The following is a 17,757-nucleotide window of genomic DNA, read 5'->3' as shown; positions in this document are numbered from 1 at the left end:
ATAAAATCATAAGAATAAGAAAATGCTTTCCCTGCACCATCTTCCTATCTCATAGTCACAAACTCTTCCGCTGCCGTGGGATGGATAGCAACCGTATTATCAAAATCCTTTTTCGTTGCCCCCATTTTCAGCGCAACTGCAAAACCTTGCAGTATTTCATCCATGCCAAAACCGATGCCGTGGATGCCGACTATCTTTTCATTGGCTCCCATACAGACCAGCTTCATACGACATGGCTGACGGTGCTGCGTCACTGCGGTGTACATTGCGGTGAATGACGATGTATAAACCTTAACCTGATCTTCGCCATACTGAGCCTTTGCCTGTGGTTCCGTCAAACCTACGGTACCAATTGGCGGATGACTAAATACCACGGTTGGTATATTAGTGTAATCCAGATGCTCATCAGGTTTGTTATTAAACAGACGCTCTGACAAACGACGCCCTGCCGCAATCGCAACTGGCGTCAACTCCACCGCTCCTGTGTTATCACCAACCGCATAAATACCATTAACATTGGTGTTCTGATACTTATCGACTTGGATATAGCCTTTTTTATTCAGTTCAACACCTGTTGCGGCCAGATTCAGATTATCCGTCATCGGTTCACGACCAATTGCCCAGATTAGCGTATCAACAATCTGCTCCCGACCATCCTGCAATTTAACAGTCAGGCTACCATCACTATGTTTAATTACAGACTGTAATATTGCTTCTGTATGCAATGTTGGCCCTTCAGTTTTGATAACTTCCAACAATGTTTCCACAATCATAGGATCGAAAGAGCGCAAAGGTGCATGTTTACGAACAAACAGATGCGTTTCACTACCTAATGCATTCAAAACACCCGCGATTTCAACAGCAATATAGCCAGCCCCTACCACAGCAACTCGCCTCGGCATTTCATTAAGCTCGAAGAAACCATCTGAATCAATGCCATATTCAGCACCAGGAATATCTGGACGCACAGGACGACCACCTGTTGCTATAAGGATATGGTCGGCCGTGATTTTTTCGCCATTAACCTCGATAGTATGTGCATCAATAAAACGGGCGAATCCTTGAATAACATCAACTTTATTGTTATTCAATACACGTTCATATGACTGATGGATACGATCAATATAAGCAGTACGGCTGGCAATGAGTTTTTTCCAGTCAAAATGATTAACGGTGGTATCAAAACCATAATCGGGGCCATATTGATGAATAGATTCCGCAACTTGAGCAGCATGCCACATCACTTTCTTTGGTACACAGCCCACATTAACACATGTTCCACCTAATGCTTTTGCTTCAATCAGGGCACATTTTTGCCCATACATGGCTGCACGGTTAATAGAAGCAATACCGCCACTGCCACCACCAATTGCAATATAATCGTAATGTTTACTCATCTTAGGTCACTTCCGTCTAATCAATTAAGTTACTGCTCAAGTTCAACCTAACGTCATTATTACAAAAAGTTATCATTGACGGTGGGAGATTCTAACTCTTGCTGCCATAGGCCACGGCTATCTAGTAATATCGCGCCACAGTTTTTTCATAGGTAATCAATTGAATAACAATACATTTATAATGACGCCATATTGAACCTTTACCTTATTCGGGAACAATCCATTCCACTAAGGTATGTCCTGTTTCTTCAGGAACCAGTACCTGATGTAGCCAAGGTAATACGGCCTTCATCTGCTGTTCTAATTTCCACGGTGGATTAATGACGATCATGCCTGATGCCGTCATACCACGTTGATCACTATCAGGGCGCACACCAAGTTCAATTTGTAAAATCTTACGAATACCAGCGGCTTCCAGCCCCTTCATCAAGCGTTTAATCTGCTGACGCAGAACAACAGGATACCACAATGCATAAGTACCTGTAGCAAAGCGCTTATGCCCTTCCTGAATACCCTGAACGACATTCAGATAATCCGATTTCAATTCATAAGACGGGTCGATCAGTACAAATCCACGACGGCTTTTTGGCGGCAGTTTTGATTTCAACTGCTGAAAACCATCTTCCCGCAGAACACGGGCGCGTCTGTCGCGGGAGAATTCCGTACGTAACAGCGGAAAATCGCTAGGATGCAATTCACTCAGATTAAGTTCATCATGCTCACGCAATAAGTGACGGGCAATCAGCGGAGAACCAGGGTAATAACGCAAAGAACCCTGTGGATTCAGCGCCTTCACAACATCCATATACGCAGCCAATTCTTCGGGGATATCATCACGCTGCCAAATACGGGCAATACCTTCCAGATATTCTCCCGTGCGCTCGGCATGTTCTCTACTCAAATGATAGCGCCCTGCGCCAGAGTGGGTATCCAAATATAGGAAAGGTTTTTCTTTTACTTTAAGCGACTCAATGATCAGACTTTGCACTGTATGCTTTAACACATCAGCGTGGTTGCCGGCATGGAAACTGTGGCGATAACTTAACATTAATTTATTTCCTATTGATTTTTAATATATTTTAGTTCTACACAAGGTGAAAAAGTCATTTTATTACCCCACGCATACTCCACAATTCATTGCACGAGCACTAAAACACGACAAAGCATAGTAACAAAGTAAGTGCTGTCATCGCATCTTAAAAAGAGTAAATGTAGGTTAAAGGGTCATGTATTCAAGGTGTTGTTCTTCCATTGAACGTGAATATTATGTTCGAGGGGGATCAACGCTTTGAATACATGACCATAATGATTACTTCAAAAGTCATTTTGATGAAATCAAGGATATGAAAGCGAATAAGCAGCCAGGAAGAAGAGAGACATTGATAGACAGATATAAGCGCCATGAAGTAACCCGCACAATTGACGAAAAAAAACGTACCTACAGTAACTCTATTGAAGAAAAAAGGCTTAGTCTTGCTGAAGCGGTGCTACATTGGCTCGATGAGTCATGAAGAAAAATACTCGACAACTTTCACCTAAGATACAGCAATATAACCGACAATTCGTGATACGAATGTATCAGGAAGGCGTTTCACGGCAGACGATTGCCGCCGCTTTAGGCATTAACTACAACACGATTTGTATTTGGGTCAGGGCCTTGAAAAAGGGAGCAATGAGGATCTGGTGCAAGGTCAACGTGGTCGCCGCATCATGGAAAAACGCCTATTGCCCCCCATTCAGGAAGAAAAATTTCAACAACTTCTGTGTGATAAATCGCCCCCCAAATGCAACTTCCTTTTGCACACTGGGGACGTCGGGCTATTCAAGCCACATCTGCATCTGGCAGATGTGGCGGATTAATGTGGCCGAAAGAACCCTGACCGACTACCTGAAACGCTGGGGATTTACACCGCAAAAACCGTTTATTCGCGCCCCGTTGCATCATATAAAATTGAACCTTTTGCCTTAGAGAAAATTGCAGGAAAATTTCGGCAATAACTACGTACATCAGATTCTAATTTTCTAAAGATAGCGTTCGTCATATACATCCCTCATATAAAAAATAATTCGATATAAAAATGCTATAAACGGTCAAATTTATTTTCAACAAAAAATAAACATATGGACATCAACTTAATTTAAGCATCCATATAAACAATTTAGATATCTTTTATATTACCATCTTCTAATTTCACAACTCTATCTGCCATTCCAAAATAAGAGTCATCATGAGTAATAACAATAACAGTTTTTCCACGAGATTTTAATTCAGGTAATAATTCAGTATAAAAAACCTTTTTAAATACAGGATCTTGATCTGCTGCCCACTCATCAAAAATATAAACGGGGCGATCTTCCAAATAAGCCGAAACTAAAGCCAATCTTTTACGCTGACCCGTAGATAAATTGATGGTAGAAAATTTTCCATCGACGATTTTTACTTTATGGCCAATTTCTAATTTCTGAATATAGTGATTAGATTGCTCAGTAATTTGAGAATCTACAGTGAGCAGTTCTTGGAATAAGTGAAAATCAGAAAAAACCGCAGAAAAGAAACACCGATAATAACCATTATTAGTCGCATTCATTTCCACGCCATTTAATAAAATAGCACCTGAATCACATTGAAATAATCCCACCAGTAACATCGCCAATGTAGTTTTACCACTGCCATTACCGCCTATTATAAAAATAATCTCTTCACGATGTATTTTCAGATTTAGTGGCCCAAGTATAAATTGGCTATCTTCTGTATTGCTTGAATAATGATGAACAACATCCTGTAATTCAATTAATACTTTATTCTCTTTTACTTCTGAGAAAGGGTCAGGCATATCAGAATATACAGATTGAGATCCCTGCAAATCCTTATCTAATTGTTGCATTTTTTTCAGTGATACTTCTGCCATGCGTAAGTCAGGTATATCTCCCATAACTTCACTAATAGGGCCAACTAAAAAAAGCATAACCAAGACCACCGTGACAAGAACGCTTGGTTCAGACGGATACCAAATAGGCACTACAAAAACCATAAAACCAATTATCACGTAAAACATAGCATCTGTTGAATTTACTAACCATGCCCATCTGGCATGACCCTTTATAAATATTTTTCTTAGATTTTCAGCACCATGCATAATAACTTGATTAACAAATAATTTACCACGATTAGCATTTAGCTGAAGTTCTTTATTTCCATTGATAAGACTTTGAAAATTAAGATAGATTATATCAACCTGTTCTCTAACCTTATCCAGCATTTGAGAAGGTTTTTTCTCTAAAGTGTTAAATCCATACATCAGTATGACGAAACACACACTTAGGATTAAAAATAGCACCCAAGAGACCCAAGCCAAATAACTAAGGCATGCCACAATAAGAATGATATTACCAAGTAATACTGGTGCAACCCTACATGACTCCAAAAATACATCAATATCTTTTGTTAAAACAGCTAACAAACCATGACGCCCAAGTTCTTGCTGTTTTTTAAATGGTGTTCGCAATAGTTTATTACTGAGACTAATACGCAGTGATAATATTGCCGATTGAGTCAAATGTAGCAACGCAATTTCCGCAGTAGATTTACTAAAAAAATAGACTAAACATAATATAAAAAACATATATGAAACAGAGTGATCAGGAGATTCAATTGCTTTGCTAACCAGACTGACTAGTGAGGCTGCAGCACCTCCAGCTACTAATGCACTTACCATAGAAAAACACAATAATTTCCAGGAGTGAGCACAAAGATACCTAATTAAATTCATAACAATCTATTCTCATTATTAGTGTACTATCAATATAAGCATCAATTCCTTTCTGATTATATTTCATAAACGATCAACTTGGCTTTATTTATGTATTGAATAGCCCTTTATTTGGGTCATTCTCCCAATGATTAGATATTGTGATAAATTCCCTGCTTTTTATTCTGGGTGAGATATGGCTAAAGTTGATGTGGTTTGTCGTTATTGTCATAAAACAGACGAGCAGTGATGTGATGGACGCCCCCTTTTTCCGCTACAAACAAGGTCATCCTGCTATCCGGTGCACTGAGTTGCGGGAGAACACATCATGAATACGATCAAAGTGGTCATTTGTCGGCACTCAGAAAAATCAACGTTGACTCTGGTATGCGTGCAGGGTGAGATCTCATATATTTAGTAAGGCTATTTAGGTTAAATAAAGACCAGAATATAACTTCTTATAGCTCTTTCTCTCATTAAAACGATAAGATCACGCTATTCCATAAAAATAGCGATCGTAATAATGAGTATTTTTAACTTTATCAGTAAGATCGATGACCCGCGTTCTGATATCAATAAAAAGCATGAGTTAATGGATGTGATTTTTTTGGCTTTTGCAGCCGTGTTATGCGGGGCTTCTGGCTGGAAAGCGATTCAAGAGTTTGGTGAGATACAAATTGAGTGGCTTAAAAAATATACGCGCTTTACTCATGGCATTCCTCGTCGTCACTGTATTGCTAATATTATCAAAATGATAGAGCAGGATGCACTGGTTGAAGCCTTTTATGACTGGATCAACCAGCGCCGGGTCAAGGCAGGGAGAAGCCTTATCGCTATTGACGGAAAAACGATGAGAGGCACTTGCAAAGGCACCCTGTTTGAAGCCCTCCATGTGGTCAGTGCTTATGATGTCGAGTCCGGTGTTGCCCTATATCATCGGGTCGCAGAAAGTAAAGGGAAAGAAGGCCCAGTCGCAAGGCAACTCATTGAATTATTGGCGCTTGATGGGGCTGTAGTCACGATGGATGCCCTGCATTGTCAGAAAGAAACCCTTGAGTTAATTACCCAACGAGGCGGCGATTTTATTGTGGGTGTCAAAGGTAATCAAAAAAGTCTGGCTGAGTTTGTTAAATCCCATTTTGCTGCACATTATGAAAGTCATGAACTTGTTGAATTTACAGAAAAAAGCAGTGGTCATGGACGAGAGGAGTTCCGTCATGTTATGCAAATTAGTGCGACGTTGTCAGAAGAATTTCAGGCAAAATGGCCTTCAATACAATCGGTTATCGAAGTGGTCAGTGAACGAAGTGTGAAAGGCCACCCCCCTCACCGTGATTCACGCTGGTATGTCAGTTCACTCCCTTTAGATGCGGAGCTAGCGGCCACGGCAATAAGAAAGCATTGGTCGGTGGAAAATGAGCTGCACTGGGTTTTGGACGTCACTTTTCGGGAAGATGCAATCTCGCTGAAAGATCCTGATGGGGCGGCACAAATGGCCCTTTTTAATCGAATTGCATTAAATGTGATTAAACAAAATACCAGTATAAAGGACAGTCAGGCCGCTAAACGCCGAAGAGCAATGTGGTCAGCGGAATTCCGTAGTCAGCTTATATTTGATTAAACTTAATACAAAGTGGAATCCCGCCCTGGGTATGCGTGGGAGCCGAATAAGAAGAGAGAACTAATCTTACTATTGGGAGCATGACCCTTTTTTCGCCCTCTTCGTTGTAAATCCCCAGGGGGTTTCAGGATCAAATCGAGATCAGCGTATAAAATTTTGTATAAATAACCTCAAAATCTTAGGAATAATTCATGATGTCGAAAACATTGATCTTATCTGTATTGATCGTTTTCAGTATGAGTGCTGCCTATGCAAACCAAGGTAAAATGGGATGTGAAATTAAGAAAAAAACGTTGGAAAAACAGCTCCGGTATGCTCAAGCAGATAAAGATGAGCATTTGATAAAAGGATTAGCTCGCGCTTTGGAAAACATAAAAACCACATGTGCTCTGGAAGAATTTTTGCAAGAACAAAACAATAAGTCAGAAACAGCGAAAGACAATGCAAAAAATAATACAACAGGGAATTCAACTGACAAGAACAGTTCACCATCATTGAAACTGAAACAGCCAAGTAACAAAAATCAATCTCGCAAATCTTCTAAAAGCAACAAAGTAGACATAAGAAAAAATAAAGAAAATAGTGCAGGCCACATACAAAACACGGCCTGCATCTAAACCTGTATTTATTTTATCATCCAATAGATTTATAGCTCTTTCCCTCTAATTTGCTGAGCATTAGAGGGGAAGATATTGTAATAAATTTTATCACTCATAAGCGGTTCATTTTCAATTTTCACTGAAAGAATGGAATTATCTTTAGAAACAGCATAATAACTAAAATAATCGCCTTCTCTTTCATGGGGATAATAAAAATTAGGCTTAATAAATTTCTTCATATAAGACTCATCTGGTGGATGATACTCGTCTGAATAAATCACCTTTTGATCTCTGACAAAAATAATTTTATAAAAAAGGCTGTTTTCGTAATTAAACTTTGCCCCGATAATTTTTTCAATATCTTCCGGCGAAATGCCTTTGTCGATGATATACATTTTGTCCCAGTCAAAAGGAATAATTTTATTCATATCAATCAAACAGGTTGTATTTCTCTGGCAATGCTTATCGGCGTAAGCAATAATCCCTAACTTACTGTTTTCAAAAGAAAAAAATAAAATGACAATTCCCAGCATTAACGAAAAGATAATCATATTACTTTTGTTGACACCACGGAAAAACATCATTCCCCCCCTTCATAATCAAATTTGATATGAGAAAACGGCCTTGGGATTTTAATCTTTAAAATCAACTAATTGATATTATTCCCTATGAATTTTACAACTTCATTTTTATCGCCACATCTTACATCACGACACTGATAGATAAACACAGACAAAAAATTTCTCCATCTGCCTTTCCAACAGCAGTCTGATATTTTCGGAATTTACAATATATCATGAAGGTATATCTTGAATTATGGAGACAACACCACATCACTTATTACTTACAAGCGATTGTTATACAGGGACACTCTGGATGACTAAAAAGTATAGTAATTGTACCCGCGTTTTTTTTGATTTCAAATAGAAAAACATGGTAAGCAAATAATAAACCAGATAAATAGTTGCTAACGTGATTTTATGATAGTTTTAGAACGATCACGTGTGTCTGATTTGTTACATTAAGAAACAATAAGAAAGAGAAAGGAAATAACGGTAATTTACCGTCTGCTTCTGACAGCCAGCCATTGTCATATGATTAACATTAGCAGGCTTTTGAGGTGTCTGGGATCTTTATACCACTACAATTTATCCTATCCCAGAGGGGGGACATAGTAAAAATGTAACACAATTAGGATCAGCTATTTAGATTCATTCTTCCACTCATCGAAATTATTTATATCTTCACCAAAAATGCATGAATAAATAGGAGAATTATTGGTATTTTCGAAAAAGGTTATTAATTTACCATTAGGTTCTACCTGCGTAGCAATATCTTTACTTGTTCCTACCACAAATCTATTATTATCTGAATGAAATTCAATCATATTATATGATGGGTCTCTTTGCATATCTTGTATGTAGCTTTCTTTTATTTTTTTGGATGTTTCATTGGATATATATGATTCATTGTTTATTTGTAATTCTAGCTTTTCTCCTTTTTCAATAACAGATATTGTATTGTTGTCATCCGTTTCACAATAAAAAATAATGTCACTAGCTGACTGACCAATAGTAGGCAAACATAAAATACAGAGTAAAAATATGGCATTTTTTTTCATAATAAGCTTCATTCCTGTTAGCAAAAAAATTCATTAAAATCTGACAAGAATAGCACGTCAGTGATCCTAGTTTACAGGATGGCAACCGGCCACATTTAACTGGAAATGGCGATTACACAAAATCGTAAACAAGGTCCAAAAAAAGGTCTCATTTTCTCCTTCGCATTCTTCCTTTTTCTCCCATATTCTCTCTTTCTTCCTCCATTGCATTATCTCTTCCTTTCAACATCATGATTCTTCTGTTTATATAATTTAGGAGATTACGATTTTCTATTCCGTACATTTTTCTACTTAACTGTTCTGTTCTAAAAGGATTTGCAGTGATTAATTCCCGTACTCTTTCATAGCCTTTCAAAGCTTCATCTCTGTCCTTTGTCGATCCTTGTTGTCTTGTATCAGGGTCATGCCAGAGTCCCCAGGCAAATGAATAAACTTTATAATTGTAGATAGAACTACCATTAAATTCGAATCTGTCATTGTTTAGTAGTTGATTAAGATGCCCAGCCTTAAATACCCTAATTGCTTTTTTTAGATAATCTAATCTATCGTTATAACCATTGAATCCTCCATTAATAAGCGCAGTTACTTTGTTAAAATCGTCATCTCCAGCAGAGCTAGAAACGTTTTTGTATACGTTATAAAACCAAAATGCGGACAATACGCTATGTGGCGAAGATAGTAATTTATCCCTATCTTGTTTAGAAGATGTTACATTTTCTCCAATATAACGACCATAAGAACTATAGGTGTCCCGATATGTTAATTGCATAAGCCCCCGACCATACCAAGGATTATATGACTTATTTTCTCCCCCTCCTTCTTTCGTTACACTCAATCCCCCACTTTCATGACATATCTGAGCTAAAAAATGGGCTTTGCCGCGACATGTAGTAATACCAAATCTATTAAATCCCTGATTCAATGCATCTAAATTTTCTTCAAGTGTTGCTCGTGCTGTACGGGGAACTATTTCTTGCAGTTCACTTAGGGCGTGTTGATGTTTTGTGAGGGATTATTAGATAGCATGATGATTTGGTATAATTACTTTCGCCAAAAAACAACCAGACCTCACCATCATGCCGCGAACTATGTTAACAGATCTCCAATGGAATAAGCTATCTGCGTTAATGCAACATGCGGGTTGGATTTATCACAAACCTGAACACCGTTTGACCGTTGAAGGCATTCTTTACCGAATGAGAACGAGCGTTCCCTGGCGCGATTTACCGCCAGAATTCGGCAAATGGAATAGTGTCTTTCAACGTTTCAATGCGTGGTCAAAGAAAGGGGTTTTACAGCTCATTTTCAAGTGGTTATCTGGGTTTGCTGATAGGGAATGGTTGTTTATTGATGGGAGTATCGTCCGTGCTCATCAGCACAGTGCCGGAGCGGCTTCAGATGATGATGAGGCGATTGGCAAAAGTTGTGGTGGACGTTCAACCAAAATTCATTTGGCCGTCGATAGTTATGGCTTGCCTGTTCATTTTGAATTGTCCGGGGGACAAGTGCATGACATTGTTCATGCTGAAAGTTTAGTCGAACAATCGCCCCCTTCGGACTTTGTGATAGCTGACAAAGGGTACGACAGTCAGGCTTTCAGAAATCATATTGAACAGCAAGGAGCAACACCGATTATTCCCTACCGGAAAAATAGCCGAAAATCGGATAAACAGATTGATAAATGTTTATATCGTTATCGTCATTTGGTGGAGAATGCGTTCGCTAGGGTTAAACATTTTCGTGCAATAGCAACAAGATACGATAAGCTTGAACGGAATTACGCCAGTATGTTGGCTCTGGCGTTTATCATTGTCTGGTTGCCCATGTGGGTTGAATGAATTATGACCTTAAAACATCAACAGACCCTAGTGTAATATCTCTATTGCATGCACACTTTTTAACCATCCGTATTTCCAACACGTACCGCCGATTGAGTGGATGGGTTGACAGCCCTTGTAACGTCGAACCACGGAAATGATCTGAATTCTGTAATTCTTGTTCCTGCCATCCTTGAATTGTAGGATAGCCGTCACTGAGCATTCCCAATGTGATGTATTGATATTCATGTCCATCCGTTAAAGTCTTTGGTTTAACATGAGAATTGGCCTCTCCAGTTTTTGGGCGAGGAGTTCGTTTGACAATTTCATCCGCCAGTGGTTGTGCTGATATAGATAAGATGACAGGCATAGGGGGAAGATCTTCTTCACGTAATAAGCCATTACCATCCGTGGTACCCGTTCGCACAATACTTTTGTTTCCGCGACTTGTCAGTTTATAAGGCATCCCCGTTAATGGTTCACCCTGTTCATCGACGAGCTGAAATTCAATCCAGTGTTTCAGTATTTTTTGGCAATCAATGCAATTTGTCGGATCTAACGGCTTCATTCTTTTTTCCTTATGTTTTATTTATCCGTCAATAGGCTCGTTAAGGGCAATTTTTTGACTATCAGTCAGAAAGTGCTCAAGGGTTAATTTGTCCAGTTTACCGTTTTCGTCTCTCGCCTGTTTCAGCCATGTGACTAGGCTGTGCTGCAATTTCCCTTCAGGTTCATCCAGTTTCAGTGCCAATTCGGGGCTTTCTTCCCAAAGCTGGCAACCTAATGCATAAGCCAGATTATTAAGGGTAGAATCAGCGGAATAACGCGCTCCAACCAGATGATCACCCAGCACAAATAAATTCGTGTTCAGTTCCTGAGGGCAATTTTCTGGGCGGTAGTAGCAAACCGGAGCGGGTGTATCGATCATCAGCTCATTCACCGGTGTTAACAGTTCACGCCAATCCCCCGGTTTCAAAGCGGGCAGCAATGGTGTGAAAATACGGTTATCCATCAGTCGCAATACCACCACCTGACCATGTAGCAATACCTGCTGATGCAAACGCCAGTGTTCTAACTGAAATGACCACGGTAAGGTACTGCGATAGCCCCAGCCCCAACTGGCATCGCTGAATGCGTGTTTATCCAGCAATTGCGCCAGTTCCGGCAGGCACTTGGCTTTGGGTTGGATCAGCCACGGGCTTTGTTCCAGCATGGCATTCATCGGTGTACCGCTGTAGAGCGGAAATGCCTGCTCTGTCCAGTCGTTGAGGTAAAAGAGCTGGACGGGATTCGGTTTCGCCAGACTGTTGACCAGAAAATAACACTCGCCGCTGTCTTGCTGTGATAACCAGCTTTTCCAATTAGTCGATTCCATCATGCTTCCTCTGCTCCGGTGATAACCCAGTTTTCCTCTTGCTGCGCGAGAATGGCGCAGGGAGGCTTAGCCGGAAATTCAATGATCGGGAGCGCTTCCGCCATCGGGAGCTGCCCTACTTGTGCCAGTGGTGCCACCCCCTCCGGTAATTGCAGTGATACCCCGCGCCCGCTGCCGCCTGAACCTTGCCCAACATTAATCGGTGAGCAGAGAATGCCACCCGGTGTGACTTTGAGAAAACTGCCGCCCACTTTCAGGGTGATTTCGGCTGCCGCTTCCAGCACCACTTTGCCGCCGCTTTTCAGATGGATTTCCTGTCCGCTGTCAATCACAGTCGCGTCGCCGGTCTGGATATGCTGGCTACCGGCAATCCGGTGGGAGACATCCCCTTCGGTGGTGATTTTGCGCGAACCGGCGACCTGATGATGGTCATCGGCGCGGATAGCCGGACACAAAAATCATTATTGCAGCGGATAATGATTGGCACTCCCCCGACGAGCTGGATAAGAACGGTAAACCCAAAGTGAATGTCGGCAAGATCTCAGCAGAAAAAGCTGCACTTGCGGTGAATGGTTGGGTCACATTGCCGCCTACAAAGCATAAAGCCGACTGGGACGATTATCGTCAGCATCATGGTATTGAGGCAGCAAGGCAGGCATTCAGTAAAGGTTTGTATCAAGTGGGGAAATCAATGAACAGTCACGCAACAGAAAACCACAATTATCACAATGTAGAAACGCTTTATCCAAAACGTAAGACAAAATTACCCTTATCCGTTGGCTCAGAAGGATTTGACGCTCAGTTGGACTATGTTGTTAAAGGCATCATCCCAGCACACTCCTTATGCAGCATTTACGGAGCTAGCGGGTCATATAAAAGTTTTCTGGCAGGCGCATGGGGTTGTCATATTGCCACGGGTAAGCCATGGGCAGGTAAACAGGTTGCGCAGGGTTCTGTGCTGTACGTTGATTATAGGGCAACACCGGACTCGACATCATAAGCACTGACCACATGGAGGGCTTCAAACAGGGTGCCTTTGCAAGTGCCTCTCATCGTTTTTCCGTCAATAGCGATAAGGCTTCTCCCTGCCTTGACCCGGCGCTGGTTGATCCAGTCATAAAAGGCTTCAACCAGTGCATCCTGCTCTATCATTTTGATAATATTAGCAATACAGTGACGACGAGGAATGCCATGAGTAAAGCGCGTATATTTTTTAAGCCACTCAATTTGTATCTCACCAAACTCTTGAATCGCTTTCCAGCCAGAAGCCCCGCATAACACGGCTGCAAAAGCCAAAAAAATCACATCCATTAACTCATGCTTTTTATTGATATCAGAACGCGGGTCATCGATCTTACTGATAAAGTTAAAAATACTCATTATTACGATCGCTATTTTTATGGAATAGCGTGATCTTATCGTTTTAATGAGAGAAAGAGCTATAAGAAGTTATATTCTGGTCTTTATTTAACCTAAATAGCCTTACTAAATATATGAGATCTCACCCTTTAGTGTGAAGAGTAATGCAACATCCTACAATTATGAAAGATTATACAGCCTATTTTTTATTTCTCTTATTTTTGGAGTCAATGCAAAACAATCTTCCAACGACTCTTCATCTAACGACCAATAATCAATTAATTGTGAGTGATATTGATGGTTATTTGAAAGCAAGTTGAGCACATTTATAATTGACTCATCATCACAACGTACATTTTGAGTTAAAAAATCATTTGCAATATCTAACATTAGTTCCATTAGTATATTCTTTTCCATTTTAGAATAATTATTGTTTGAATAAGCAGTTATATATTTATTCAACCACTCTTTAGTTCGGTATTTTTCTGGTAATTCAAGCCCCCAATCTTGAGTAAATCTATCCCCTTTGGGTAATCCTAGATCTTTGCATATACGTTCTATTGTATTCATTATATTGTCCTTCTAATTTAATTCGGATGTGAAGAGTTATATGGAAATGATGTTCTAACAGAACCATCTGATTTTACAATCACTCTTGACATATTTGGTGTTATTTCTGTTCCATCAGGTAAATAACCTCTACCTTTTACAGTTGTTGGTAATGGGACATCGTGAACACCTGCTCCTTTCTGAGCTACTTCTGTAATAAAGTCTGCGGCGGCTTGATCATCAAGGTATTGTCCCACTTGATGACCTTTAGCTCTTGCACGGTCAGCTAATTGATTCGGTTTTAGCTTTTGACCATGTTCAGAAAAGGTATGACCATATGTAGGTTTACTTTTCGGGTTTCCCCATTTAAGTGAAACACTCAAATAAACATAAACCGCCGGCACGCCCTCAATCGGGAAAATCAGAATATAATCTCGGAAATCACTCTCCTGTACCGGTGTAGTCGTCTTCGTTGGCCCGCGGTCTGTTCCATCCGATATTGGCGTTTCTGTTTTGTTCCCCGCCATTTCATTCGGATCTTGCTGCGGGTTACCCATCACACCGTCCCGCCACGTTGGCTGCTCTGGGATTTCCAGGCCGGGTGTTTGACCGGTCATGCTCGGATCATCAAGCGGCACGGTGTTGACATTGATTGGCGTACCACGCTGGTTAAAATATTGAGGTAATTCCTGCGGTGATAATGCCTTATACATTGACGACGCGTTAGTGTACCAGACCAGTATAGGCGAATCCGCGCCATCCTCCCGAAATTCGTATGTTCCCGGTGAGGTTTGCTTCACGTGACGCACTTTAACCGTATCCATGCCACTTCCTTCGCGGGTAACCAAATACAGGTACAAAGTGCTAACAGGCGAAGTCGCTCTCCGAGTGCGAGAATTAGTCCGTCAGACATGTGAAGCGTTTGAAATTAGGATATTAGAAGATCTCGGCAAGGATCATGTTCATATACTAGTAAGTAGTCCCCCGACATTAGCGCCCTCAGAAATCATGAGGAGATGGAAGGGAAGGACTGCGAGTAAATTGTTTGAAGAGTTTTCGCATCTGAAGAAGCGCTACTGGGACCAACATTTTTAGGCCAGGGGCTATTCCGGACTTTCAGTCCGTTAATCACTAACCCACCGACTTGAGTCGGTGGTTGTTGAGTTATCATGAGAATACAAGATTTCTAATCTCCTATACCAATCGCCATTGAAGATGCTTGATTTCTTATTCAAACCAGATCATGCTTGCAACCATGAAAATTCCTCTGACACCAGAACAAAAACACGCCCTTGAATTGATGCATGATACTACTCGCGACAGTCGAGTCTGTGATCGCATTAAGGCGGTGCTTTTGGCCTCAGAAGGTTGGACTGCTCAGATGATTGCACAGGCCTTGCGTATTCATGAAAGTACGGTCAGCCGTCACCTGAAAGATTTTATCGCGCAGGAAAAGCTCACCCCAGAAAATGGCGGCTCTGAAAGCCATCTCTCTGCCGAACAAACCGCCGCCCTGATTGATTATTTGACCGCCAATTTGATGCATACCACAACCCAAATTGTGGCCTATGTCCAAGCCCGTTGGCAGGTTTCTTTCAGCGTGGGCGGAATGACAAAATGGCTTCACCGGCAAGGTTTCAGCTATAAAAAACCCAAGGGTGTTCCTCATAAATTCGATGCGCACAAACAGCAACAATTTATTGATGACTACAAGGCGCTGAAAGAGGAAGCGGGGCAGAACGAACCGATCCTATTTATTGATGCGGTGCATCCTTCACAGTCCACAAAGCTCAGCTATGGCTGGATGAAAGCAGGAAAAAATCAGGTAAAAGGGATCGAAACCACCGGCAGTCGTACCCGTCTCAATATTCTGGGCGCCCTGAATTTACAACGGATTGAAGACACCGTGATCCGTGAATATCCGCGCATCAATGCCGAAAATATCGCCTATTTCTTCGGTGCGCTCCGGGAAACTTACCCGCTTTCGCAAAAAATCCACCTCATTTTGGATGGAGCGGGTTACCATCGAGCCGAGTTGGTGAAAGATATTGCGTATGTCCTGAATATTGAATTGCATTACCTCCCACCTTACAGCCCAAACCTCAATCCGATAGAGCGATTGTGGAAGTATATGAATGAGCAAGTGCGTAACAATATCTATTTTCCGGATGCGAAGACCTTCCGTGAAACTCTTCGTCACTTTTTTCATGTCACTTTGCCAGAAAAAGCGAAAGAGCTCACGACTCGACTGACTGATAATTTTCAGATTTTAAAACCTGCATCTTCAAGTTAGATTGGTATATATTGAAAATAGCTTTATAACGAAATATATAAAGCTATTTTTTTAGAAAATTTTATTCCATTTAATCGATGTTATATTTATTAATTTTAATAAAATCCGGCTCTTCCCAATTTGGTCCTTTTATTACTTTTTTTCCGTTTTGAATTAATTTCCCTTCTTGAAATAATTTCATGTACGTATTCAATAAAATTCCTTCAGCAATAGCTTCAAAACGATACTGAACATACAAAAGATCTATAGTTTGATAAGATTTCTTTAGTGAAAGATACATCAGTGTATCTTCAATTGATTCATTTTCTATCATTTTTTTTATGTAGCTCATAGGGAAATCCACCATATATTAATAGTCTTCATGTTCTGCAGCTATTGCAATAGCTTCAGGAGTATACAAAGAATCTATCTTTTCATTGATCTTATAGTCTTCTAGTGTAGCTGTATGCGTATTATTCCATGTAATAAGATCATTAGCTCCATCAGGAACACCTAAAGCTCTATAACGCTCTAGCTCTCTTGTTTCATGTGTATAAAATCGCTTATCGTAATCAGTTATTGTAATTTCTCCAGCTAGAATTTTCTCTAAGCGTTCAATCATGATTTGGTTTTCAATAGATTCATCAAATCTGCTAGTATGCAGTTTAACTTTGTCAATACCTTCTTGTGTAATTTCAATATTTCTCCAATCTAAATCCTGAATAGGACCACCTGCTTTAGTTGGGTCATAAGAGCGGCCACTGTATTTACCTTTTTCCGTTCCACCATATGGACAGCTTAAATAAACATAAACCGCCGGCACGCCCTCAATCGGGAAAATCAGAATATAATCTCGGAAATCACTCTCCTGTACCGGTGTAGTCGTCTTCGTTGGCCCGCGGTCTGTTCCATCCGATATTGGCGTTTCTGTTTTGTTCCCCGCCATTTCATTCGGATCTTGCTGCGGGTTACCCATCACACCGTCCCGCCACGTTGGCTGCTCTGGGATTTCCAGGCCGGGTGTTTGACCGGTCATGCTCGGATCATCAAGCGGCACAGTGTTGACATTGATTGGCGTACCACGCTGGTTAAAATATTGAGGTAATTCCTGCGGTGATAATGCCTTATACATTGACGACGCGTTAGTGTACCAGACCAGTATAGGCGAATCCGCGCCATCCTCCCGAAATTCGTATGTTCCCGGTGCGGTTTGCTTCACGTGACGCACTTTAACCGTATCCATACCACTTCCTTCGCGGGTATGGTAACCAACCACCTTCACTTTTCCGCTCTTCTCATCCTCCACAAAACGATAGCGAACACGGGTCTCTGCACGGCCTTTTTGATCAGCCAGTTGTTTCAGTCTTTCGAGCTGGTGTTGAGCCGTGTCACTGTCAG

General features: G+C 40.9%; 20 protein-coding genes and 2 pseudogenes. 8 read left to right on the top strand and 14 right to left on the bottom strand.

Going from position 1 to position 17,757, the window contains the following annotated elements:
* Window positions 1–44 precede the first annotated feature (44 nt).
* Both gorA and Xish_RS09200 read right to left on the bottom strand, forming a co-directional pair.
* Window positions 45–1,397, bottom strand: a complete 1,353-nt coding sequence (gene gorA / locus Xish_RS09205; protein ID WP_099117610.1) for a glutathione-disulfide reductase — start codon at window positions 1,395–1,397, stop codon at window positions 45–47.
* Window positions 1,398–1,602: 205 nt separating this feature from the next.
* Window positions 1,603–2,445, bottom strand: a complete 843-nt coding sequence (locus tag Xish_RS09200; protein WP_099117609.1) for a 23S rRNA (adenine(2030)-N(6))-methyltransferase RlmJ — start codon at window positions 2,443–2,445, stop codon at window positions 1,603–1,605.
* A gap of 244 nt (window positions 2,446–2,689) precedes the next feature.
* Here Xish_RS09200 and Xish_RS19465 point away from each other — a divergent pair, with 244 nt between their 5' ends.
* Both Xish_RS19465 and Xish_RS09195 read left to right on the top strand, forming a co-directional pair.
* Window positions 2,690–2,908 (top strand): YopJ family acetyltransferase, encoded by a 219-nt coding sequence (locus tag Xish_RS19465; RefSeq protein ID WP_483050727.1) that lies wholly within the window; start codon window positions 2,690–2,692, stop codon window positions 2,906–2,908.
* A complete protein-coding gene (locus Xish_RS09195) occupies window positions 2,905–3,366 on the top strand; it encodes a helix-turn-helix domain-containing protein (RefSeq protein ID WP_244185971.1) in 462 nt (153 codons plus the stop codon). Before Xish_RS19465 ends, Xish_RS09195 begins: the two co-directional genes overlap by 4 nt.
* 190 nt (window positions 3,367–3,556) lie before the next feature.
* Here Xish_RS09195 and Xish_RS09190 read toward each other — a convergent pair whose 3' ends face one another.
* Window positions 3,557–5,167 carry a cyclic peptide export ABC transporter gene (locus Xish_RS09190; RefSeq protein WP_099117608.1) on the bottom strand — a complete coding sequence of 537 codons (1,611 nt, stop codon included), beginning with the start codon at window positions 5,165–5,167 and terminating at the stop codon, window positions 3,557–3,559.
* A gap of 502 nt (window positions 5,168–5,669) precedes the next feature.
* On the opposite strand from Xish_RS09190, the gene Xish_RS09185 reads away from it, so the two are divergent.
* Both Xish_RS09185 and Xish_RS09180 read left to right on the top strand, forming a co-directional pair.
* Complete coding sequence (locus Xish_RS09185; protein WP_099116261.1) at window positions 5,670–6,767, top strand: ISAs1 family transposase; 1,098 nt, start codon at window positions 5,670–5,672, stop codon at window positions 6,765–6,767.
* A gap of 191 nt (window positions 6,768–6,958) precedes the next feature.
* Complete coding sequence (locus Xish_RS09180; RefSeq protein WP_099117607.1) at window positions 6,959–7,384, top strand: DUF1090 family protein; 426 nt, start codon at window positions 6,959–6,961, stop codon at window positions 7,382–7,384.
* A gap of 29 nt (window positions 7,385–7,413) precedes the next feature.
* Here the strand turns inward: Xish_RS09180 and Xish_RS09175 are convergent, their stop codons facing one another.
* The 3 genes from Xish_RS09175 to Xish_RS09165 all read right to left on the bottom strand — a co-directional run bounded on the left by Xish_RS09175 (window position 7,414) and on the right by Xish_RS09165 (window position 9,909).
* A complete protein-coding gene (locus Xish_RS09175) occupies window positions 7,414–7,950 on the bottom strand; it encodes a hypothetical protein (RefSeq protein ID WP_244185967.1) in 537 nt (178 codons plus the stop codon).
* A gap of 617 nt (window positions 7,951–8,567) precedes the next feature.
* Window positions 8,568–8,987 carry a hypothetical protein gene (locus Xish_RS09170; protein WP_099117605.1) on the bottom strand — a complete coding sequence of 140 codons (420 nt, stop codon included), beginning with the start codon at window positions 8,985–8,987 and terminating at the stop codon, window positions 8,568–8,570.
* 148 nt (window positions 8,988–9,135) lie between these two features.
* Entirely contained in the window at window positions 9,136–9,909 is a 774-nt protein-coding gene (locus Xish_RS09165) for a glycoside hydrolase family 19 protein (protein ID WP_099117604.1), read from the bottom strand.
* A 154-nt stretch (window positions 9,910–10,063) separates the two neighbouring features.
* On the opposite strand from Xish_RS09165, the gene Xish_RS09160 reads away from it, so the two are divergent.
* Entirely contained in the window at window positions 10,064–10,825 is a 762-nt protein-coding gene (locus Xish_RS09160) for an IS5 family transposase (protein ID WP_099116347.1), read from the top strand.
* 1 nt (window position 10,826) lies between these two features.
* On the opposite strand, the gene Xish_RS09155 is transcribed toward Xish_RS09160, so the two are convergent.
* Genes Xish_RS09155 through Xish_RS09145 form a run of 3 tightly spaced genes read right to left on the bottom strand, consistent with a single transcriptional unit; the run spans window position 10,827 to window position 12,634 of the window.
* Window positions 10,827–11,372 (bottom strand): hypothetical protein, encoded by a 546-nt coding sequence (locus tag Xish_RS09155; RefSeq protein WP_099117603.1) that lies wholly within the window; start codon window positions 11,370–11,372, stop codon window positions 10,827–10,829.
* A gap of 21 nt (window positions 11,373–11,393) precedes the next feature.
* The gene (locus Xish_RS09150; RefSeq protein ID WP_099117602.1) at window positions 11,394–12,182 is read right to left on the bottom strand and encodes a DUF4123 domain-containing protein; all 789 of its coding nucleotides are present in this window, start codon (window positions 12,180–12,182) and stop codon (window positions 11,394–11,396) included.
* The gene (locus Xish_RS09145; protein WP_425274995.1) at window positions 12,179–12,634 is read right to left on the bottom strand and encodes a hypothetical protein; all 456 of its coding nucleotides are present in this window, start codon (window positions 12,632–12,634) and stop codon (window positions 12,179–12,181) included. Before Xish_RS09145 ends, Xish_RS09150 begins: the two co-directional genes overlap by 4 nt.
* Before the next feature lie 236 nt (window positions 12,635–12,870).
* On the opposite strand from Xish_RS09145, the gene Xish_RS09135 reads away from it, so the two are divergent.
* Entirely contained in the window at window positions 12,871–13,179 is a 309-nt protein-coding gene (locus Xish_RS09135) for an AAA family ATPase (RefSeq protein WP_099118711.1), read from the top strand.
* Here Xish_RS09135 and Xish_RS09130 read toward each other — a convergent pair.
* The 3 genes and pseudogenes from Xish_RS09130 to Xish_RS09120 form a co-directional block, all read right to left on the bottom strand.
* Window positions 13,152–13,559: pseudogene (locus Xish_RS09130) on the bottom strand (ISAs1 family transposase); the annotation flags it as partial. The gene Xish_RS09135 and the pseudogene Xish_RS09130 overlap by 28 nt on opposite strands.
* A gap of 159 nt (window positions 13,560–13,718) precedes the next feature.
* Window positions 13,719–14,108 carry a hypothetical protein gene (locus Xish_RS09125; RefSeq protein ID WP_099117601.1) on the bottom strand — a complete coding sequence of 130 codons (390 nt, stop codon included), beginning with the start codon at window positions 14,106–14,108 and terminating at the stop codon, window positions 13,719–13,721.
* A 17-nt stretch (window positions 14,109–14,125) separates the two neighbouring features.
* Window positions 14,126–14,911: an S-type pyocin domain-containing protein gene (locus tag Xish_RS09120; protein WP_099117600.1), complete on the bottom strand. Its 786-nt coding sequence runs from the start codon at window positions 14,909–14,911 to the stop codon at window positions 14,126–14,128.
* Between Xish_RS09120 and tnpA the strand changes: the two are divergent.
* Together tnpA and Xish_RS09110 are read left to right on the top strand one after the other, a co-directional pair.
* Window positions 14,910–15,179: pseudogene (tnpA, locus tag Xish_RS09115) on the top strand (IS200/IS605 family transposase); the annotation flags it as partial. The gene Xish_RS09120 and the pseudogene tnpA sit on opposite strands and share 2 nt — an antisense overlap.
* A gap of 163 nt (window positions 15,180–15,342) precedes the next feature.
* Window positions 15,343–16,380 carry an IS630 family transposase gene (locus Xish_RS09110; RefSeq protein WP_141553946.1) on the top strand — a complete coding sequence of 346 codons (1,038 nt, stop codon included), beginning with the start codon at window positions 15,343–15,345 and terminating at the stop codon, window positions 16,378–16,380.
* Between the two features lie 70 nt (window positions 16,381–16,450).
* Here Xish_RS09110 and Xish_RS09105 read toward each other — a convergent pair whose 3' ends face one another.
* A complete protein-coding gene (locus Xish_RS09105; protein ID WP_099117598.1) occupies window positions 16,451–16,711 on the bottom strand; it encodes an immunity protein in 261 nt (86 codons plus the stop codon).
* A gap of 18 nt (window positions 16,712–16,729) precedes the next feature.
* Window positions 16,730–17,713, bottom strand: coding sequence for an S-type pyocin domain-containing protein (locus Xish_RS09100; protein ID WP_279625656.1), 984 nt, complete (start codon window positions 17,711–17,713; stop codon window positions 16,730–16,732).
* Window positions 17,714–17,757: the final 44 nt, after the last annotated feature.

This window comes from Xenorhabdus ishibashii (genome assembly GCF_002632755.1).
Classification (GTDB): Bacteria; Pseudomonadota; Gammaproteobacteria; order Enterobacterales; family Enterobacteriaceae; genus Xenorhabdus; species Xenorhabdus ishibashii.
Note: the sequence above shows the minus strand (reverse complement) of the source record. Positions and strands in the feature narration are given on the sequence as shown.